At 41.6% G+C, this 20,020-nt stretch carries 17 protein-coding genes; 7 read left to right on the forward strand and 10 right to left on the reverse strand.

The window, feature by feature from the left end; genetic code table 11:
* Positions 1-59: 59 nt before the first annotated feature.
* From ctpC to ACR5KR_RS25640, 3 genes are all read right to left on the reverse strand, one after another.
* Complete coding sequence (gene ctpC / locus ACR5KR_RS25630; RefSeq protein WP_448268468.1) at positions 60-1,343, reverse strand: carboxyl-terminal processing protease CtpC; 1,284 nt, start codon at positions 1,341-1,343, stop codon at positions 60-62.
* A gap of 253 nt (positions 1,344-1,596) precedes the next feature.
* Complete coding sequence (ispG, locus tag ACR5KR_RS25635; protein ID WP_448268469.1) at positions 1,597-2,823, reverse strand: (E)-4-hydroxy-3-methylbut-2-enyl-diphosphate synthase; 1,227 nt, start codon at positions 2,821-2,823, stop codon at positions 1,597-1,599.
* 428 nt (positions 2,824-3,251) lie between these two features.
* A complete protein-coding gene (locus ACR5KR_RS25640; protein ID WP_448268470.1) occupies positions 3,252-4,202 on the reverse strand; it encodes a pentapeptide repeat-containing protein in 951 nt (316 codons plus the stop codon).
* A gap of 83 nt (positions 4,203-4,285) precedes the next feature.
* Between ACR5KR_RS25640 and ACR5KR_RS25645 the strand changes: the two genes are divergently transcribed.
* From ACR5KR_RS25645 to ACR5KR_RS25655, 3 genes are read left to right on the forward strand one after another with little or no spacing between them, the layout of a single operon-like run.
* On the forward strand, positions 4,286-4,504 hold the full coding sequence (locus ACR5KR_RS25645; RefSeq protein WP_445629922.1) for a hypothetical protein: 219 nt from the start codon (positions 4,286-4,288) through the stop codon (positions 4,502-4,504).
* Positions 4,504-4,818, forward strand: coding sequence for a type II toxin-antitoxin system RelE/ParE family toxin (locus ACR5KR_RS25650; protein WP_448268471.1), 315 nt, complete (start codon positions 4,504-4,506; stop codon positions 4,816-4,818). The genes ACR5KR_RS25645 and ACR5KR_RS25650 overlap by 1 nt, the downstream gene beginning before the upstream one ends.
* A 39-nt stretch (positions 4,819-4,857) precedes the next feature.
* Positions 4,858-5,895, forward strand: a complete 1,038-nt coding sequence (locus ACR5KR_RS25655; protein WP_448268472.1) for an isochorismatase — start codon at positions 4,858-4,860, stop codon at positions 5,893-5,895.
* Positions 5,896-5,980: 85 nt separating this feature from the next.
* Here the strand turns inward: ACR5KR_RS25655 and ACR5KR_RS25660 are convergent, their stop codons facing one another.
* The gene (locus ACR5KR_RS25660) at positions 5,981-6,880 is read right to left on the reverse strand and encodes a LysM peptidoglycan-binding domain-containing M23 family metallopeptidase (protein ID WP_448268474.1); all 900 of its coding nucleotides are present in this window, start codon (positions 6,878-6,880) and stop codon (positions 5,981-5,983) included.
* A gap of 290 nt (positions 6,881-7,170) precedes the next feature.
* Here ACR5KR_RS25660 and ACR5KR_RS25665 point away from each other — a divergent pair, with 290 nt between their 5' ends.
* The gene (locus tag ACR5KR_RS25665) at positions 7,171-8,379 is read left to right on the forward strand and encodes an HhoA/HhoB/HtrA family serine endopeptidase (protein WP_448268475.1); all 1,209 of its coding nucleotides are present in this window, start codon (positions 7,171-7,173) and stop codon (positions 8,377-8,379) included.
* Between the two features lie 97 nt (positions 8,380-8,476).
* On the opposite strand, the gene ACR5KR_RS25670 is transcribed toward ACR5KR_RS25665, so the two are convergent.
* From ACR5KR_RS25670 to ispD, 3 genes are all read right to left on the reverse strand, one after another.
* Positions 8,477-8,824, reverse strand: a complete 348-nt coding sequence (locus tag ACR5KR_RS25670; protein WP_094347414.1) for a DUF760 domain-containing protein — start codon at positions 8,822-8,824, stop codon at positions 8,477-8,479.
* Between the two features lie 246 nt (positions 8,825-9,070).
* Positions 9,071-9,613, reverse strand: a complete 543-nt coding sequence (gene scpB, locus ACR5KR_RS25675) for an SMC-Scp complex subunit ScpB (protein ID WP_322710665.1) — start codon at positions 9,611-9,613, stop codon at positions 9,071-9,073.
* 292 nt (positions 9,614-9,905) lie between these two features.
* A complete protein-coding gene (gene ispD, locus ACR5KR_RS25680) occupies positions 9,906-10,589 on the reverse strand; it encodes a 2-C-methyl-D-erythritol 4-phosphate cytidylyltransferase (RefSeq protein WP_445629917.1) in 684 nt (227 codons plus the stop codon).
* 69 nt (positions 10,590-10,658) lie between these two features.
* Here ispD and ACR5KR_RS25685 point away from each other — a divergent pair, with 69 nt between their 5' ends.
* Positions 10,659-11,618, forward strand: a complete 960-nt coding sequence (locus ACR5KR_RS25685) for a glycosyltransferase family 9 protein (RefSeq protein WP_448268476.1) — start codon at positions 10,659-10,661, stop codon at positions 11,616-11,618.
* Positions 11,619-11,973: 355 nt separating this feature from the next.
* Here the strand turns inward: ACR5KR_RS25685 and ACR5KR_RS25690 are convergent, their stop codons facing one another.
* On the reverse strand, positions 11,974-12,702 hold the full coding sequence (locus ACR5KR_RS25690) for a class I SAM-dependent methyltransferase (protein ID WP_448268477.1): 729 nt from the start codon (positions 12,700-12,702) through the stop codon (positions 11,974-11,976).
* A 438-nt stretch (positions 12,703-13,140) separates the two neighbouring features.
* Positions 13,141-13,611, reverse strand: coding sequence for a CRR6 family NdhI maturation factor (locus ACR5KR_RS25695; RefSeq protein ID WP_445632023.1), 471 nt, complete (start codon positions 13,609-13,611; stop codon positions 13,141-13,143).
* 806 nt (positions 13,612-14,417) lie between these two features.
* Here ACR5KR_RS25695 and ACR5KR_RS25700 point away from each other — a divergent pair.
* Positions 14,418-14,864, forward strand: coding sequence for a Fur family transcriptional regulator (locus ACR5KR_RS25700; protein WP_322710661.1), 447 nt, complete (start codon positions 14,418-14,420; stop codon positions 14,862-14,864).
* 216 nt (positions 14,865-15,080) lie between these two features.
* On the opposite strand, the gene ACR5KR_RS25705 is transcribed toward ACR5KR_RS25700, so the two are convergent.
* Positions 15,081-18,077, reverse strand: a complete 2,997-nt coding sequence (locus ACR5KR_RS25705) for a pentapeptide repeat-containing protein (RefSeq protein WP_448268478.1) — start codon at positions 18,075-18,077, stop codon at positions 15,081-15,083.
* A 143-nt stretch (positions 18,078-18,220) separates the two neighbouring features.
* Here ACR5KR_RS25705 and ACR5KR_RS25710 point away from each other — a divergent pair, with 143 nt between their 5' ends.
* A complete protein-coding gene (locus ACR5KR_RS25710) occupies positions 18,221-19,984 on the forward strand; it encodes a DUF3685 domain-containing protein (protein WP_448270334.1) in 1,764 nt (587 codons plus the stop codon).
* Positions 19,985-20,020 lie beyond the last annotated feature (36 nt).

Below are 20,020 nucleotides of genomic sequence, written 5' to 3' on the forward strand. Positions count from 1 at the left end.
CAGTGACGGTCTTTATTTCTAACTCCTCACTATTCACTCCTAACTTTATTCCTAACTCTTCATTTTTCTGCCGTAGGTGTGCCCTTTTCAGCAATTTTTTTACCTATCACTTCCACCGCTTTAGCGAATTGAGGGTCTGCAAGAGTCGCGAGTTTGTCACGTTCATGCAGCCACAAATCCTCCATCTGCTTTTTGCTCAAATCCACTTTCACATCTGGCGAAATGCCTTTGTGATTGATATCTGTACCATTGGGGGTATAGTAATGAGCAATTGTCACCGCTAATCCTGAACCATCTTCTAGGGGACGCACCGATTGCACTAGTCCCTTACCAAAGGTTTGAGTACCGACCAGAGTGGCACGCTTATTATCCTGCAAAGCCCCTGAGAGGATTTCACTGGCACTAGCGGAACCTTTATCTACCAGCACCACCAACGGTTTATTTGTCAAGGCTTTTCCGTTTGCCTCTTCTTTTTCTGCCTCTCCTTGGCGTTCAACAGTGGAGACAATCTTACCTTTATCTATCCACATCCGGGCAATATCTACACTGGAGAAGAGTAAGCCGCCTGGATTACCACGCAGATCCAGAATATATCCAGCGACCTTTTTACTTTCTAAATCTTTGATGGCAGTTTGCATTTCTTTACCAGCATTGGCGCTGAACTGGTTCAAGCGGATATAGCCAAGATTTCCGGCTGGGGTTTTCTTTTGAGAAAACTTAACTGGATGGATTTCAATTCGCGCCCGTGTAATATCAAATTGTTTTATCTGCTTGTCGCGTTGAATAGTCAAGTTGACTTTCGATCCTGCTTCACCCCTAATCAAGGACACTGCCTGATTAGTATCCATCCCCTTAGTATCTTTGCCGTCAATTTTGAGGATGATATCTTTTGCCAAAACACCAGCTTTAAAGGCTGGTGTATCTTCGATTGGCGCAATTACAACCAATTGCTTGGTTTTTTCATCCTGACTAATTGTGATGCCAATACCTGTCAATTCTCCAGAGGTATCCACTTGCATATTCTTGAATTCCTCTGGACTCATAAACCGGGTGTATGGGTCATCTAGCTTTTTCAGCATTTCCCGAATGGACTTATACGCATCCTGCGGATTACTGTAGGACTTGCTCAGGTATTCTTTACGAACAGCCTGCCAATCTACCTGATTAAAAGTACCGTCTACATATTGGCGTTGAACAATTTGCCAAACTTCATCTACTAATTCTTTGGGACTTGCTTTAAATAAAGCCTGACCTCGTGAGTGAATGCCAAGGCTAGTAACAGCGATCGTGGAGAGTGTAACTGCCGTAGCACCCAAAACAAGCCTACTTTTTGTAATCACCATAATGACAGCTGCGTCAGAGGGAAAATAATATAGTCAGTATGCTCAATCTAACACAGGCTACCACTGTACAGACCGAGTATGTATCCTTAATTTAAACAAAATACTTGACAATCCGGCGACCTTGATGGTTAAAAGATACAAAGTTTTTGGGGATTGGGAATTGAGAAGAGACAAGGTAGACAAGGAAGAGGGAGAAGACAAGGGAGAAACTCGTTCAATAATTTCCCCTTGTCCCCTTGTTCCCTTGTCCCCTTTATGGATCTACCCAGCGTTCATCTGCCTTAATGAGGTTAATTAATTCCTCTACACCTTTATCTTCTGGGACTTTTTTAATTTCTTCTCGACCACGATACAAAGAAATATAACCAGGTGTTTTGCCAACATAACCATAGTCGGCATCTGCCATTTCGCCGGGGCCATTGACAATACAACCCATAACTGCAATGTCTAGTCCAGTTAAGTGTTTAGTGGCTTCCCGGACTTTGTGCAGTACTTCCTCTAGATTAAACAAAGTGCGTCCACAAGAAGGACAAGCGACGTATTCCACCATCGTTTTTCGCAATCCCAAAGCTTGGAGAATGCTGTAACAAACGGGTATTTCTTTTTCTGGTGCTTCTGTGAGTGAGACGCGGATTGTATCACCAATGCCATCAGCAAGTAAGGTAGCAATACCAGCTGTAGATTTAATTCGCCCGTATTCGCCATCACCGGCTTCTGTAACGCCTAAATGTAGCGGGTAATCCATCCCCAGTTCATCCATACGCTTGGCGATGAGGCGATAGGCGGCTACCATCACGGGGACTCGTGAGGCTTTCATGGAAACTACCAAGTTGCGGAAATCCAAAGATTCACAGATGCGAATGAATTCTATGGCAGATTCCACCATTCCTTCGGGGGTGTCACCGTAAGTAAATAGCATTCTCTCAGCAAGAGAACCGTGATTTACCCCAATTCGCATCGATTTTCCTTGATCGCGCAAAGAAACTACTAAAGGTTCTAAGGTTTCGCGGATTTTATCGCCAATTTCGTCAAATTCGCTTTTAGTATATTCAGTTCGATTGATGTTGGGCTTTTCAAACACATACAAACCCGGATTAATCCGTACTTTCTCTATGTGCTTGGCAACTTCCACAGCGATTTTTAGCCCGTTGTGATGGACATCAGCCACAATGGGCACATCTTGGTAAGTTTTAATTAATTTTTGTTTAATTTCTCCTAAAGCTTTAGCATGAGCCATACTCGGCACGGTGACGCGGACAATTTCGCAGCCAATTTCGTGCAGACGACGAATACCAGCCACGGAACCATCAATATCAAGGGTGTCTTCGTTAATCATCGACTGCACTACAACGGGGTAGCCACCGCCAATGGTGACATTTCCTACCTTTACAGGACGGGTTTTACGCCGCTTGATAGTTGTATCAAAGGTGGTTTGACTTGATGTGATGCTTGAAGTGTTTACTGTGGGCAGAGTTTGCATAACCTGATTAGGTAAATTTGCTGTTGCTCAAATATCAGATTTAATAAATCTCTGTTTCCCAGATTGCCACAGCTAGCGCTTTTTTGGACGATTACTATAGAAAAAAATGGAAAATAATACAGGCAAAGAAATCAAGAGCATTTGAGGAGTTTTGCTCTTTTGTAAAGATATATTACTCAAAAGATTTTTAGCTGAGTAGCTTGAGTGCGATCGCGCAACGTTCAGTAGGAAAGCTTAAGGAAGCGATCGCCTTATTACTGAGTTATCAATATTACTTATAATCTAGGAACTCCATGACCCAATCTGCAATACTTGTAATTCACTCAATTCCTGATAGTGCAGCTTTAATTACAACTATACTCTGTGAGTATCCAATTCCTAAGCCTCATAGGTGTAAGTGATGGAAATTAATACAAATGGTGAATAAATTATTGATCGTCATCATCAAAAGTTAATTCGTCATTATCTAAATCTAATATATAATCAATCTCTTCAGGATCTTCAACGTTATGTAGTTGATTTTCTTCAATTCTCTTTTCTGGCATGATAGTGTTGCAGAAAATAGCGCCCTGCAAGTCTGTATATCTCAAATAAGTATCTCGCAAGTCTGTATTTGTGAGGTTAGCATTCCTTAAGTCTGTGTGTATTAAGTTAGCACCTCTTAAATTACTGCCACTCAGATTTACACCTTGCAAGTCAAGATTCCTGAGATTACAACCGCTAAAATCTAGTCTACTTAAGTCAGCACCGGGATATATGCGAATTACACCTGGTGGATCATTTGCTGCTGTGTCTTTAAAACCATCAGAATTATAGTAAATAGCGTCAGTTAAATTTGCTCCACAGTTATTTATTTCATTGGTATCGTCAACATATAAAACAGTACGCTTAAGATAAACTTTTTTCAGATAATGCTTAAATTTGACTACAAACCAACTATCAATATTTGCTTTTTCCCAATTAGTATCACTGAGATTTACACCCTGCAACCCGATTCCTCTTAATAGAGCTTGACTCAAATCAGCACCAGTTAAATTAGAACCTTCAAAAGATGACTGAAATGCATCGATACCTCTCAAGTTAGCACCTGTTAAATTGCATTCATCAATTCGAGTATGATCTAGGTTTACTCCACTGAGGTTAGCTTCTTGCAAGTTGCTACAAGTGATGTCAGCATAGCCTAACTTGACATTACTGAGATTTGCCTTGCTGAGGTTGACACCATACAACTCAACACCTTTTAGGTTGACACCACTTAGGTCAACTCCTGAAAAGTCTCTCTCACCTACGGCATAGCGTTTGAGTAATTCATCTCGGTTCATAAGAGCGATCGCTTCGTTAAGCTTTGCTAACGCTAAATTTAGGTTTTTATAATACAAATATACTATTAAGTCAGGAAAATGAGGAGCGATCGCTCCTACTGCCAGCTAAATTAGACTTATCATCAAATTCTTTGACGCCAATGCTAGAAAAAACATCTACATTCCAGAAAGCCATAGAAGCGGTAGAAGCATTAGATCCAGAAGCTCAGGCTATTCTTGTAGATATTATCCAAAAGCGCCTTAAACAACAGCGACGGCATGACTTATTAAAGGCGGTTGCAGAAGCTCGTGAAGCCTATGCTAAAGGTGAAGTACGTAGTGGAACTGTTGCTGATTTAATGGCGGAGTTAGATGATTGATGCAACTGCTTTGGAGTGCAAGATTTATTCGAGATTTTAAGCGTTTAGCCCGTCGAAACCCGCAATTACGCTCTTTGGTTGAGCAAACATTACAACAGCTTGCTGAAGATCCGTTTTACCCTAGCTTGCGTACTCATAAACTTAAAGGGGATTTATTGGGTACATGGGCTTGTTCCATAGACTACAACAACCGGATTCTATTTGAGTTTGTTCCTCATCCCGATTCTGGGGAATTAGTAATTTCTTTGTTGACTTTAGGTTCTCATGATGATGTTACTGAGGTAACACTAGACTTAAGAAAATTTGGGAATTGAAATCATAGATGTTATTACAGAATAAAAGCGGCTGTAATTATGAACACCCAAATAACACCCCAACTACCAATTCCTCCACACTTTAACCCCGATAAAGTCGGCGAAGTCTGGCGCGTACCTTACCAAGAACGTGCCGCCGAAGGTGAAATTTGGGCAAAACAACACGATATCAAACCTACATCTTTAGATAAAACTCGTATTTGCCTACTGTTAATTGATGTCCAAAACACCTTCTGCATCCCTGGATTTGAATTATTTGTAGGTGGAAAATCCGGTCATGCGGCGGTGGATGATAACGTCAGATTATCTGAGTTTATCTATCGAAACTTGGGAATCATCACGAAAATTGTACCAACCCTAGATACTCACAGTGCAACGCAAATTTTCCATCCGATCTTTTGGGTGAACGCTACGGGAGAACATCCAACTCCAGCAGCGACTAGTATCACACCAGCAGATATTGAAAAAGGTATCTGGAAGGTAAACCCAGCAGTTGCTAACAGTGTTACTAATGGAGATTATGAATTATTAGAAAAACACGCTTACCATTACCTTAAAAAACTTAGTCAAGATGGGAAATATCCCCTCACAGTTTGGCCTTATCATTCTATGTTGGGTGGTATTGGTCATGCTTTAGTTTCATCGGTAGAAGAAGCGATATTTTTCCACGGCATTGCGCGTCAGAGTCAAACGCAATTTGAAGTCAAAGGTGAAAATCCTTTAACCGAAAACTATTCCATTTTACGTCCAGAAGTGTTGGAAGATTTTGAACAACGTCCACTTGCTCAAAAGAACACGCGCCTGATTAAACAACTTTTAGAATATGATGCAGTAATTATTGGTGGTCAAGCTAAAAGTCACTGTGTCGCTTGGACAATTGACGATTTATTAACAGAAATTAAACAGGTAGATGCTACCCTTGCCAAAAAAATCTATCTGTTAGAAGATTCCACTTCCCCCGTTGTTGTCCCCGGTGTTGTGGACTACACAGAACAGGCAGATGCAGCATTTAAAAGGTTTACAGAGGCAGGAATGCACATCGTCAAATCTAGCGAAAATATAGCATCTTTTTTTTAACGCAAAGAATCGCATTCGCAAAGCGTCTCGTAGAGAAGGTTTCGCAGAGGAACACAGAGATTTCCTCTGCGTTTCAAAACGAACTTCATTTTTTCAAATAGCCCTTTGGATCTTCTGCTACCCAACCCAGAGATGAGCTAGAACGCACTTCAAAATGGAGATGCGGTTGAGTGGAACTTGGTTTTCCACTAGTTCCTACTGTTCCTAGTAAGTCTCCTTTTTTCACTTGCTGACCAACAGTAACTTTGATACTGTCAAGCTGGGCATAGCGGCTTTGGAGTCCGCCAGCGTGGTTAATAATGACCAATTTGCCATAAGAACCTTGATCGCTAGCAAAGGCTACAGTTCCAGGGGCGATCGCTACCACATTACTCCCAACAGGTGCTAATAAGTCAACACCACTATGAAAGAAAACTTCACCTGTCCCAGGATTTATTTGCCAGCCGTAAGCTAATCCTACAGTTGCTACTTGTGCTAAGGGATATCCAGACAAAGATGCACGGTTTGGTGTACCTGCATCAGTAGGTAAAGGGGACTTAGTTACAACACCATTAGGCGACCAATTTACCCCCGGAACAAACACGATTCTAGGGTTTTTTTGGCAGCCATTCACCTCAAAAAGGCTATCAGCACGAACTTTGTATTGTGCCGCCACTTCTCGCCAAGTTTGATTGCGAGGTACTTCGACTACAATCCCATTGTAGGGAGGAATTTGAAGCACACTACCAACAGCGGCAGGTGCACCATTCTGCAAAGCTGGATTCATACCAATAATTGTTGTAGGTAGGAGATTGTAGCGCTGCGCTATGCTCTCCAAGGTTTCGCCACGAACAACTTTATGACGTTGGAAGCGAGATAAGGCTGGAGTCGAGCAACCACCCACAGCAGCGTTAGCACTGTTTGAGTTTGAGTAGGGCAGTATGCTTACTAGGCCCAAGGCGCTAACTAAGCTACAGAGAAACAGTTGACGAAAGGATAAAGTCATGTATAGAGGTCAATAGCGCATTAACTTTAGATTTTAGATGGGAAGAATGGGAATTGGGGAGCAGGGGAGCAGAGGAGCAAGGGGCAGGGGAGCAGGGGAGCAGGGGAGCAGAGGAGCAGAGGGGCAGGGGAGCAGGGGGAGAATAATAACTCCTGCCTTCTGCCAAATGACAAATGACAAATGACAAATGCCCAATCCCTAATTTCTCGTAAATTGATCTGTCCACTTGCCGTTCGCTTGACTACACTTAGAAATTAGCAACTGCATTGCTGTTCTTGAGCAAAACAATTATGAAGTTATCCTTAAAGCAACTGGCGGTTTATGTATTTTTACTGGTAATTGGCGGTGGTGCAGGTTTGTTTGGCAGTCGCTATCTCATTCCACAAAATCGCTCGTTCCAACAGTTAAAGAATGTAACAATGGCTTCGCCTCCAGAATCCGTAGTTCCGAATTCTCCTAACGGAGCTATTGGGGCTACTGGTGGCGATAACGTGAATTTTATTGCGACGGCAGTGCAAAAAGTTGGCCCGGCTGTAGTGCGAATTAATGCGACTCGCAAAGTAGCCAATCCTATCTCTGACGCTTTGAAAAATCCCCTCCTGCGGCGATTCTTTGGAGAGGATGACCAACCAATTCCTCAAGAACGTATTGAGCGCGGTACAGGATCGGGATTTATTCTGAGCGAAGATGGAGAATTACTCACCAACGCTCATGTTGTGGCAGATACAGATACAGTACAAGTCACCCTCAAGGATGGTCGGAGTCTAGAGGGTAAGGTCGTAGGAGTTGATTCTGTGACAGATGTGGCGGTAGTAAAAATAAAAGCGAATGATTTACCGACAGTCAAATTGGGCAATTCGCAAAACCTGGTACCGGGACAATGGGCGATCGCTATTGGCAATCCTCTGGGTTTAGATAATACTGTCACTATCGGTATCATCAGCGCTACCGATCGCACTAGTACTCAAGTTGGTGTCCCCGATAAGCGAGTCAGCTTTATCCAAACTGATGCTGCAATTAACCCTGGTAATTCTGGTGGCCCCTTATTAAACGCCCAAGGCGAAGTGATTGGCATTAACACTGCCATTCGCGCTGATGCTCAAGGACTTGGTTTTGCCATCCCCATTGAAACCGCCGCCCGCATCGCTAATGAACTTTTTACTAAAGGGCGTGTAGAACATCCCTTCTTGGGTGTTGAAATGGCAGACCTTTCTCCTATCAGAAAACAGCAGATTAATCAAGAAAATCAGCTAAATATTCAACAGGATGCTGGAATTGTGATTAAAGGAGTCACAGATGATTCCCCAGCAAAGCGTGGAGGACTGCTTCCTGGAGACGTGATTCAAAAAATTAACGGGAAACCTGTCAAAACTTCAGCCCAAGTTCAGAGGCTGGTAGAGTCGAGCAAAGTTGGAGACATAATAGCGATTGAAGTCAATCGCAGCGGTAAAGTTCAAACCTTCAAAGTACAATCAGGAGCTTATCCTGAAAAGAAGTAGTCAAAATAATTCGTAATTCATAGAGAGCGTCATTTTGAATTACGAATTAGTCATTATTTGGTCAATAATCCCAAAATCTTTGACTACTGACTATTAATTATTGACCATTAGACAAATGCTCTAACTGCATTCTTTGTTCCATCTGGCGCAGAAAATACCCCGTCATCATTGCCGACGCTAGAAGTCCAGCTAAATTCTCCCGATCTGTTGTGATTTGCACGTTGAAATTTTCTGCCGGGAGCATTCCCACTAGCCCTTGGACATTTTGCGAGATGATTTGTTTAATTTCGGGGCTGGCGGACTGAGCAACCCTAGCTAAAACATCAGGAGACTGATGCTGTAGATATTTGAGTAACTGATTAGGGTATTCCTCAGAGTGGTCGGAAAGAAGTTGATTAGGGTGTTCCTCGGAGTTGTCATTCAAAAAGTCAGGATTAAACACCATTGGCAGTTTTATTTAGCTTAATTGCTAACTCTACTCTAAACCATAGTACAAGAGTAGCGCATTCACCACGGGTATAAGTCTAGAGGAGGGGAGTGGGGCAGAAGAGGCAGGGGGCAGGGGGCAGGGGGCAGGGGGCAGGGGGCAGGGGGCAGGGGGCAGGGGGGAAAGAGGTAATTTTTATTTTTTCCCCGTGCTCCCAATTCCCTATCCCCTATCCCTTATCCCCTATCCCCTATCCCCTATCCCCTATTCTCTACTTGCCACTGCCTTTAGTTCTAGTTCTAGTTCTAATTGTTCTTCCTTCTGACTTGTAGAAAGTATTTGTGGAAGTTGTTCGATTTGGAAATACTGATGGAATTTTGGGGTTACTTGGAGTGAGTAGGAGCGAGAATCGCTGTCTCGGCGTTTGCGGATGAAACCAAGTTCAACGAGTTCTGGAACGTGCTGATATACCCCTGAACCGCGTAGGTTAATCAAGTCGCTTTGGAGTATGGGACTATTAAGGGCGATCGCTGCCAAAGTTCGCAATGCACCAACACCCAATTCTACTGGTATCATCGTTTGCACTAAGTCATGAAAATCAGATCGGAGTTGCAAACTATAACCATCTGGGGTTTCTACTACCTCTAGGGCACTATCTCGGTGGGCATAGTTGTCCATTAGTTCAATTATGCCTTCTTTGACAGTGGCGCGATCGCACGCGGCATACTCGGCGATTTCGCCGAGCGACAAGGGTTTACCCTTTAAATAGAGAATTGCTTCTATCTTCGTCGCTGTGGCTGTAATCATTTAGTCATTAGTCGTTAGTCATTAGTCATTAGTCACTTGTACTGAGCGTAGTCGAAGTATTGGTCATTAGTACATGACAACTAACAATCAACAAGTGTGTGGCATTATATCCTAAATTGTCAAAATATTTTTTGACTATTTCAAATTGGGCATTGGGCATGGAGAAGAGACAAGGTGGACAAGAAAGAGGGGGGAGACTTGGGAGAGACTTGTTCAATAAATTGCCCCTTGTCCCCCTTGTCTTCCTTGTCTCCCCTGCCCCCTGCCCCCTGCCCCCTGCCCCTCTGCCTCTTCATAAGCCTCTACTGGTGAGAATAAATTCTGCGATCGCTAAATCTTGTGGAGTGGTCACTTTTAAATTTGTCTCTTCTCCCTCGACAATTCGGACTTCGATGCCACACTTTTCAAATAAGGCGGCGTCGTCGGTTACTTCCCAACCTTGACGGACTCCTTCAGCATGGCACTGTTTCAACAACTTGACATCAAATCCTTGGGGAGTTTGTGCCGCCCATAGTTGTCGTCTGTCGGGTGTCTCTTGAATTATGCCTTGTTCATCAACAATTTTGATGGTGTCTTTGACGGGTACACCAGCAATTAAACCGGGACAGTGGCGAATGGCCTCGGCACAAGAGTTAAATAAATCTGGTGTTACCAGGCATCTAGCACCATCGTGAATCAACACTTGTTCTGCGGCTATTGGCAGAGATTGCAAGCCATTGTAAACAGATTCTTGGCGGGTGGAGCCGCCTTGAATTAATTCTACTGGTTTAGTCAGCTTTAGATCGGCAATAATTGCTTTGAACTCTGGCCAATCGCTAGACTGAGAAATAATCCCGATCCAACTGATTGTACTGGCGGCTTCTGCGGCTAATAAAGTCCAAGCAATAATTGGTTGCGATCGCACTTCTAGAAGGAGTTTATTGCGGTTACTCCCCATTCTTTTTCCGATTCCCGCAGCTGGAATTAGTAAATACACAGAATTCCTCAATCTTTAAGCTATATATTTTCCCCTAAAATAGGGAGCGAGTAAGCGTCAATAAATATTATGCGAGTAGTAGCCCTTGTATCTGGCGGAATTGGCGACCAAATTCTCTTCTTTCCGACTCTAGATGACCTGAAGCGCCATTACCCTGATGCTCAGATAGATGTCGTTGTTGAACCCCGGTCAAAGGCTGCCTACCGAGTGAGCAAATCAGTTCACGAGGTGCTGAACTTTGATTTTAATGACCGTAACAGTCTGGCAGATTGGGGTAATTTAGTGGGGACGATTCGCGATCGCGAATACGATGTTGCTATTATTGTTGAGCAAAATTGGTTGGTAGGTCTTTTACTCTGGTTGACGGGAATTCCTATACGTATTGGCTACCAAGGCAAAGGATCGGGTTTTCTTACCCATACTGTGCCGTTTAAACCATCCCAATATGTGGCAGCAGTATATCACGACTTGCTGCAACCGTTGGAAATAAATAGCCCTGTCCCAGAGTTAGCAGTAAATGTACCAAAACCAGATATTGAGTGGGCACAAAACGAACAAAAACGTTTAGGGGTTCATGAAACAGGCTATATCTTGATTTATGGCGGTTCTGGCCAGTTATTACAGGCTAAAGAACTAGATAAAATCTACCCTGTCGAGAATTGGCAGCAAATTATTCAAGCCTTCCAACAAAAGCAGCCCGATCTGCCTGTGGTGGTTATTAAGGGACTTGATGATGAGCTGTTTGTGCGATCGCTTCTGGAGTCTTCTCCAGATATTAAGGTGACTGCCCCAGATGATATTGGTAAGTTAACTGCCATAATTGCTGGGGCAAATTTGATGTTATCTACTGATAGCGCGGCACTACAGCTAAGTGTTGCAGTCCAAACTTATACCATTGCCATCTTTGGACCCAGCAATCCAGCTAAGTTGTTGCCGAAAAACGATAAATTCCTAGCTATTGAATCCCTTACGGGAAAAACGGCGGATATTTCACCAAACACAGTTTTAGAGAAAATTTGGGGTGGCTAAACCAGTAGTTTTCCCAAACTTAGATACCTAGAACAGACAGTAAGCCTCAAAACCTCTCTCTTTACAGGAGAGAGGTGAATGTATATTGCATACAAATGAAAAGCTCTATAATTTATCACTCAGCCGTTGTCACAAGTTGGGAACGGCTTTCAGTTTTTATTTAGATAAATTTATCTATTCTAGTAGTATGTCAAGAACTAATTGACCGGTAAATTTCCTGTAGAGACGGCGATTTCTCGCGTCTTTATAACAGTTAAATGCAAAATCTTTAGAGATGCGTTAACTCAGCAAGATAAAGTACAATTTCGCATCTCTACAGGTCAAATTCCTCATCTAAAATCCAAAATGGTATTAATTAGAGGCAAGCAATAAATGTCCAGCTTGCCATATATGTTCCCACAAATATACTGGGATAATCAGCATTACTATTGGAAACAAACCAATCAGGAGTCGCTTTCTGCTCTCGAACCCTCTTTTCCAAACCAATTTGTAGAGATATATTCTCGTGAACAATTTTTGCATTAGCAATTTCTAGCATTTTCTCTATTGATTTTTGTAGCCACTCTGCTCGAACAAACAAAGTGTGAGATGGATGATCGCCGTAGCAAAAAGGTACTATCAGAACAAGATATCCTTTGTCGTTTAGTATTTTATTCAAGCAAAATTGAATAATTTCTTGATCGTCTTTTTTTTCTTGGGTATCTTTGTTAATGCTGTGAAATAACAAACCCGCTAGCACGACTGCATCAAATTTTTGATTATCTTCAACAAGTTCAGACAGGAAAAGCGATAAATCTTTGGTAATAAAATTCCTATTTGGGTAAGTTTTTATACATTTTTCAATAGCTAATTCACTGTGATCGACTCCTAGATAGTCACATCGAGCCGGAAGATATTTGCTTAAAGCCCCATTACCGCATCCTAAATCTAATAAAGAGAATGATTTTTCAGGAAAAGCGTTACTTAAAAAACCACCTGTCGGTGTGTATCGAGTGACATTTTCCGGGGATTCAAAGTAAGAATAATAGTCATCTTGGAAACGTTCTTCTTCAGATGTTGCACGCTCAGGTACTAAATTTGTCATTCTCAAACCCTCATTTTATCAAGCTTGTTTGATTACAAAATTGCTCTTTCAGGATCTTGCGAACTACTGAAAACGTTTTAATCAAACAGTATAAAATAAAACCTGATTTCTTACTATATAAGAAACAGGTTTCTATTCTCAGCATATTTGCTATGGTTAATTTAAAAAATATCTTTTTAGATAGATAAAAATTTCATCCTTAGAGGATGTTTTAAATATCGCAAAATATAGTATGCATTAATACGATTCAGTTAAGTTTTTAGTATTGATTTCGGCAAATAGAGACCCAAAATTATCCTTTGTGTCGAGGCGCTAACGCTTCTCTACAGAGGATTTAGGGCTTAACTGAACAATATTGCAATCTAAGAAGAATAACCTCACACAGTCCACTCAAACGAAGAAAATTTTCTCAAAATTCTTCCATCACCTATTAGCTATTTAAAATATTTCAAAAAAAGCATCATCTAATTCATAGCCTAGAATTTGCGCCATAGACTTTAAGCGCGAGAGGCTGGGTATGTTTTGTTGTTTGAGCCAATCACCTAAAATAAAGATTTTGTGCATCAAAAATATCTCTAAGGCTTCGGGATTATACTGAATACCTTCTTGAGAACTGAACTGGTGTGGTACAAGCATGGCGGCATAACGGGCAAATTCCCCAGCTTTCCAATCTAGTAAAAATGGCAACCAGGGATATTTGGCATCTAGACGCACAAACCACAGACGCACCTCTGGAATTTCTGAGAGTTCCCGTGGGTCGCCAAGCTGGAGGTCGTAATTGACATCAAAGCGTAGCTGCTGTTCGTGGGATGCAACCCCATCTTGCAGCATTTTTTCAATCACCCCTGATGCAGGGGACAGATCCAGATTGTTAATAAAGTCATTATTGAGTGCGATCGCAATTGTCATTGATTTAGCAGCCACCTTCTTGATGCTCAACTGTAGGATCGAGAATATACAGTAGCAGCTTTCAGGGATTGACGCTACATTGACTTTGGATCGCACAAAGTCTTTTTCATAAATCAATTAGTATTTACTGATACTTTTTGCTAATAATTTCGTCAACTCATATAAGGTTTAAACACAAGTCTGACCTTGCTCAAATTTATTTGATACTTTTGCTTAATTTTCGTTGATTATCACAAATATACATCCATTAATAGCCTTGATATGAGCCACTAGCGATGGCTGCGGTAAATGCTCGCCTACGCGACTCACTTCACCGATGTTTACTAAAATCAAATATTACTTTTGTCATTGAGATAATTACTTAATATATAACTAAAGAATTACTACACTATTAATATGGTATGCCATTAGAATTAGTCTACTTGGGTAAGCCCTGCCCCAAGGTGGACATTTACAGTAATTTTAAGTTAAAGTTGTAATGAGTTTGTTTTAGATGAAGGTCTGACAAAGTAGCCGTCAACAAGCAAAAAAAATCATAATCGCCACCTGTCACTTTCACAGCATCAAAAGCCAAAACATAAGTACAGGTGAGACAGCGGTGCGCAATATCATTGCATATATAGGAATCCGCTTTGATTTGGAGAAATTATTTGCGTAGGGAGGGAACACGGAATAGGGAATAGGGAATAGGAAGAAGGAATAAATGTGTACTGAGTTTTTTTCACGCAATCAAATACGAGTCCTATATTAAATAACCAATAAACATTTAGACGGGAAAATTCTCCCAACAGTTAACAAGCTGTAATATGCAAAAACAAACAATTACTACAAGACCAATTCGTTCCTTAGAAGATGCACTTGAGCGCTGTCAAATCCTGGGTATGCGCGTTAGTCGTCAACGTCGCTTTATTCTGGAATTACTTTGGCAAGCGAATGAACATCTTGCTGCAAGAGAGATTTACGATCGCTTGAACCAACAAGGCAAAGAGATCGGTCATACCTCTGTTTATCAAAATTTAGAAGCATTATCCAGTCAAGGAATCATTGAGTGTATTGAACGCTGTGATGGGCGTTTGTACGGCAACATTAGCGACTCTCACAGTCACATAAACTGTGTGGATACAAATCAAATTCTTGATGTTCATGTGGAACTACCAGAAGATTTGATCCGCAAAATTGAAGAAGAAACAGGAGTGCGGATTACTGACTACAGTATTAACTTTTTTGGCTACCGCAATCCGGAGGAGGGGTAGGGGTTGGGGTTGGGGAGCAAGGGAGCAAGGGAGCAGGGGAGCAGGGGAGACAAGGGAGACAAGGGAGACAAGGGAGAAAAGGAAGGCAAGGGAGACAGCGGGGAATTATTGAACAAGTCTCCCCCCTCTTCATTGTCTACCTTGTCTCTTATCCATGCCCAATGCCCCATGCCTAATGCCCCATGCCTAATGCCCCATACCCAATGCCCAATCAAATTAATTACCAAAAACTGTCTCATCATCGACATCATCATCTAAATCTACTGACAAAATTGCGCCTTCACAGCTTTCAATTAGTCCAACCGCAGGGGTTTTGTTCCAGTTAAGGTTTGTGTTTGGCGTGATTTTTACAGTGTTTAAAAAGGGCTGCTGCGATCGCAAATATTTCAGTTTTTGAAACAACTCTTTAGAGAACAAGGCTCCATTATCAGCGGCCAATTTTTTGTCACTCGCAGCAAGGATGGCCTCAAATAAGCAGGTGTTGGTGAAATCGGCAGAATTAAGATTTGTCGCGATCAGGTTTGCCTGTTGCAGGTTTGCACCTGTGAGATTTGCCTGTTGTAGATTCGCTCCTGCGAGATTTGCGTGTTGTAAGTTCGCGCCTGCGAGGTTCGCCTGTTGCAAATTGGCTCCAACCAAATTCGCACCTGTTAACTCCGCATTAGATAAATTTGTTTGCTCAAGATTTACCCCGGTTAACATCACTTGCGATAAAGAGGCTCCCGATAAATTGAGTCCAGACAGAGACTTGATTCGGGTTGCAAAAGCGCTTTTATGCAAAACCATTGTCCTAGCAATTAGCACACTCAGCACTTCTGGGTTGAATTCTGTTAAATTGACTGGATTCCCACAAGGCCAAAATGGAACTTTTGTTTCTCGGTAGCAAGCACAAAGCAATAAAAATACATTCAGTCCCACCGCAGCATTTACCTGTTCGACATTCACAGGGTTTTGCAGTGCATGAAAATTAGTCAAAGCGTTGTGGGCTATCCCCTCATCTAACCAACGTCCTTGACAGTAAGCACGCCAGAAAGATAAAAGACGTTGAAACAAAACTTCAAACGAAAATTTGTGTTTTTGCTGGCGACGCAATCCGGCGATCGCTAGTTCTTCAATTTCTTGGCTAAGTATCCCGTAACCTAGTAAATTATAAATATTCTGGGCTACGCTACTGGGATCGAGTACAAAAGTGGGCGTGCCATAAGCCTCATCTTGGTACTGAGTCAGAAGTTTAAGTTGGGCAGCAACAGCATCTGCACAAAGAGATTCTCCTAACTTGAGATGCGAAAACTCAATTAAACTACTTTTTGCTGCGCTTTCGCCTGAGCTTTCTACATCCCAAATTTTAAAATAAAACCCTGGTAAAGTATTAAATTCACCAGCTAGATTAATTTGATGACGTTGCGAGTGTAAAATTTTGAGAGCGATCGCTTGCATCTGCTCGAGTAAATCTTGGGGATGACGATTAGCGAGTAAATTAGCGATCGCTTCTGGAGTCCGATGAATATGAGCCGTACCCGAACGCAGTAACATCGTCTTGATCCCACCAATTAGCGGATAACCCAACAACCATCGACTCAGACGATGATGAATTTCCCATAATAGAAAAGACTTTTGGGTATTAGCTGCTAACTGCAATAGTTCATCATCTAGCAATCCCTCGCGGTGCAAGAGGCCCAACAAATGCAGCATTAAGGGTTGACGGATAAGGGGAGATAATTCGCTTAACTTTGATTGGTTAGCAAATAACCCTGCCTGTTTTAATAATGTAAAGAAATTTTGAGCAATCGGTAATGATTGCACTTTTGCCCACTGTTGAAACCATTGCTTAAATTCGTCTACATCCAATGGCTGAATAATAATTCGCTTCAACAATAGCGGTAGTTCCGAGACGATTTCTGGTAAAGTCGTTGAGCGACTTGTCAACACAATTTTGTGGCGGTGCTGAGATTGAAGGTTCAGTAATTGTTGAATAAAAATTGCTTGTGCCCTGATACCCTGAGCAGAATGGGGCAATTCATCCAAACCATCCAGCAGCAACAGACAAGGGAGATTTTCTTGCTCTAACCAAGTTGAAAGATTAACAGCAAAGGCAGAATTTAGAGTTTCGATTAAAGTTTTACCATATTTTACATCTCGCAACCTAATTACTATAGGTATCCAAGTAGGGTACAATTCCTGTGCTACCTGTGCTGCCCAAAGTTGGCAAAAACTAGTTTTTCCATAACCCGGTTCTGACTCAATGACAGCGATCGTTTCTAAATCAGTTAACTGTTGCTGCGCCCATGTTTTTAAATCAACTGGTAAACCAACTTTTTTATCTTGCTCAGAAATATTTTCTTCTATTGGTAAGCCTTTTTGTGGCACATAGATATCCTTAAGCGCAAAGGATTCCATTAGCAAAGGGATACTGAGATTTTTAATCAAACTTGCACGGTAATGTTCTCGGTGCAAATCAATTTTTTCACTGACTGTAGAACCAACTTCTGGACTGATGAAACTGGGAGATAATGAAATCCCCAAACGGAAAAATTTTTGTAGTTGGGCTAAAGGTGCAGCATTCTCGGTGACAACTACTAATATGTCACCAGGAAGTGAGTTGATTAAACGCTGCGTTAAAAGTTTCGCTTCCGGTTCCTCTGCACCATTGGCAATTAACCAAGCGATCGCAGCATTATTTATTTGTTGCACTAGCAATGAATCTGTAACCGAAGACAGTGCTTGTTCAGCTTGAGTATCAGTCAATTTACCTGGACTGAGAGTTTTCAGTAATCCTTGTAGTTGCGGATCTTGGAGGATGAATTTACCCACGTCCTCTTTAAGTATGTGTGCTTGTATGGGTATAATTGCCCGGTCTAACCACGGTTTTTGTAAGCTTGCTTCCTGCTCTAGAATTGCTTGCAAAGCTTGAAGATAGGCAATTTGAAACGCTAGCCACGTTCCTTCGTTACGTTTTAACGGTTTTTTTTGGCTGAGACTACGCAACAGTTTTTCTGTCAACAGGGAAATGATACTGATTTCTTCCCAAACAATACTTAAGGGTAGTTCTAAAACCTCTACCAAGGTACAGAGATCAAAAGGCATCAGGCTTTTGAGTTCCATATCCTGAACAATACGGTAGGCAATACCTGCCAATTGCCCCTCAGAAAACTCTCTGATTTGATTGATTGCGATATGGCGTTCTGCCAACCAGTGCCGAATACTCAGGTTCATTTAATCACACAGTGAAAGCTGTTTATGGCAATTACGATCGATTTATCAGTTTGCGAAAACAGGTGACAATGGGGAAGACAAAGTTTTATATCAAAGTTGTTTTCTGATTGGTAAAAAACAGTGCCGATCTAATTGAGTGGACTATGAGCGATCGCCCTTTAAAATTATTGTTAATCGACCAAGACCCGATTTTTCGTCTGGGATTACGGATAGCCCTAGAAGCGATTCCTAACCTAGAAGCGATCGCAGTAGAAACTGATACCATTGCCTTGCAGATTCTAGCAGAAATTGCCGAAAAAGACCCTAACCAGGTAAATCTGGTAGTTTTAGAATTTGGCAATGGTCGCTCTACCACCAGTCAACAGCTAGGTTTACAATTCTGTCGGCAACTCAAAGCCTTATATCCTAACCTACCAATCCTGCTCCTCAGTTCTATTCAAGAACAAGGACTGCTATTAGCTGCGAAATCTGTTGGTATCAATGGCTACTCCCCAAAAGGTACACCACTTCCTGAGTTAGTCGCCGCCATCCAAGAAGTTGCTGATGGTGGTTCTTACTGGTTTCAGGACACAGAAGCAGTAATAACTCCTTCCTGTACAGACGCGATTAATCGCGTCTCTACTCCCCACTCTTCACAGCCCTTTTTTAAACTGCGAAATAATTTACGTTTGTCAGGAATCGCTAACATTCATGCTACCCTAGCCGCAGTAACAGCACAATTACAAACTCCTGGACTACCAGTACTAGATCGAGCCATTCTAGCTGGACAGCGGCGAGAACTGCTAGCGGCTCGTTGGTTGCTAAATCGGTTGTTGGTTTCATCACAAGAAAGGCAAGAGGAACAGATTCCGCTTGCTGATGAGCCACCTTTGACTCCTTTATTAAGTGGTGTGATTCAGCAAAGGCAAACTGTATCACCCTTACTGAGTCCGGGAACCCTACAATCTGCCTTGTTTACATCTTGTACTACTAAACTTCAATTTTCTTTACGAAATGTCACAGATATACCTTTAGAAATTGATATCTTTCGTGAAGATAAAAAACGGGAATTACTTTATCTAATCCTACAAAAAATAGCTGAACAGTTGGATGAACTGCGTACTTCTCAAATAGAGATAAATCAATTATATGAACTAAAAAATACTTTATTGTGTGATTTATGGCAAGCAGCAATTACAGATTTTTTTGGAAAATTTTCTCGGATTAAAATAGTTAATCAAAATATAGAAATTGTTAATTTATTGCTGAAAAATACAGAGGTTCTACAGAGAGAGATTCTCAATCAAATTCCGCTAGTTTGTGAACTTTATTCTTATCTTTTATTTCAAACAGAATTGAACATTGATAATACCTCCTATCCAGTAGTGAGCGCCGAAGCTAAATCTCAAGCATTAATGATTTTAGAAAACCTATTGATTCAGGTAGCGAATGGAGTAGTGCAACCACTGTTAAATTATTTAGCAGATGTAGAAGAGATTAAGCAAAATTTTTATGGACGCCAATTGATTTCTACAAGAGAAATTGAACGATTTAGAAATGATTTGTCGTGGAAATATAGATTAAAAAATTATATAAACGAGCCAAAAGCAGTTTTTGAAAGTCGCTATGAGCTATTTGTAATTGCGCCTCGTGGCATTGCCAATACTTCAGTTTATGCCCCTCGAAATCAGGAGTTAGTAAAACTTTCTAATATTCCCTTAGTAGTGACATTGCTCCTAGAATTTAGTGATGCGATCGCACCGCGTTTAAAATCACTATTAGCTTTTTTAGGTAGCGGTATAGTTTTTATCCTTACCCAAATAGTTGGTCGGGGTTTAGGTTTAATCGGTCGTGGTATTCTTCAAGGTATTGGTAGCGTTTCGTCAGTAGAAAAGAACTTTAGACGAAATAGCGATCGACCCAAATGAAGAAGCAGGGGGGCAAAGGGCGCAGGGAGCAGGGGG

It is taken from the genome of Nostoc sp. DSM 114159, assembly GCF_053470285.1.

Bases quoted from the DNA above. Each gene is read 5' to 3' on its own strand.
- ctpC (WP_448268468.1), bottom strand. From the start codon at position 1,343: ATGGTGATTACAAAAAGTAGGCTTGTTTTGGGTGCTACGGCAGTTACA.
- ACR5KR_RS25645 (WP_445629922.1), top strand. From the start codon at position 4,286: ATGCTAGAAAAAACATCTACATTCCAGAAAGCCATAGAAGCGGTAGAA.
- ispG (WP_448268469.1), bottom strand. From the start codon at position 2,823: ATGCAAACTCTGCCCACAGTAAACACTTCAAGCATCACATCAAGTCAA.
- ACR5KR_RS25665 (WP_448268475.1), top strand. From the start codon at position 7,171: ATGAAGTTATCCTTAAAGCAACTGGCGGTTTATGTATTTTTACTGGTA.
- ACR5KR_RS25660 (WP_448268474.1), bottom strand. From the start codon at position 6,880: ATGACTTTATCCTTTCGTCAACTGTTTCTCTGTAGCTTAGTTAGCGCC.
- ACR5KR_RS25650 (WP_448268471.1), top strand. From the start codon at position 4,504: ATGCAACTGCTTTGGAGTGCAAGATTTATTCGAGATTTTAAGCGTTTA.
- ACR5KR_RS25670 (WP_094347414.1), bottom strand. From the start codon at position 8,824: ATGGTGTTTAATCCTGACTTTTTGAATGACAACTCCGAGGAACACCCT.
- ACR5KR_RS25655 (WP_448268472.1), top strand. From the start codon at position 4,858: ATGAACACCCAAATAACACCCCAACTACCAATTCCTCCACACTTTAAC.
- ACR5KR_RS25695 (WP_445632023.1), bottom strand. From the start codon at position 13,611: ATGACAATTGCGATCGCACTCAATAATGACTTTATTAACAATCTGGAT.
- ACR5KR_RS25685 (WP_448268476.1), top strand. From the start codon at position 10,659: ATGCGAGTAGTAGCCCTTGTATCTGGCGGAATTGGCGACCAAATTCTC.
- ACR5KR_RS25705 (WP_448268478.1), bottom strand. From the start codon at position 18,077: ATGAACCTGAGTATTCGGCACTGGTTGGCAGAACGCCATATCGCAATC.
- ACR5KR_RS25690 (WP_448268477.1), bottom strand. From the start codon at position 12,702: ATGACAAATTTAGTACCTGAGCGTGCAACATCTGAAGAAGAACGTTTC.
- ACR5KR_RS25710 (WP_448270334.1), top strand. From the start codon at position 18,221: ATGAGCGATCGCCCTTTAAAATTATTGTTAATCGACCAAGACCCGATT.
- scpB (WP_322710665.1), bottom strand. From the start codon at position 9,613: ATGATTACAGCCACAGCGACGAAGATAGAAGCAATTCTCTATTTAAAG.
- ACR5KR_RS25700 (WP_322710661.1), top strand. From the start codon at position 14,418: ATGCAAAAACAAACAATTACTACAAGACCAATTCGTTCCTTAGAAGAT.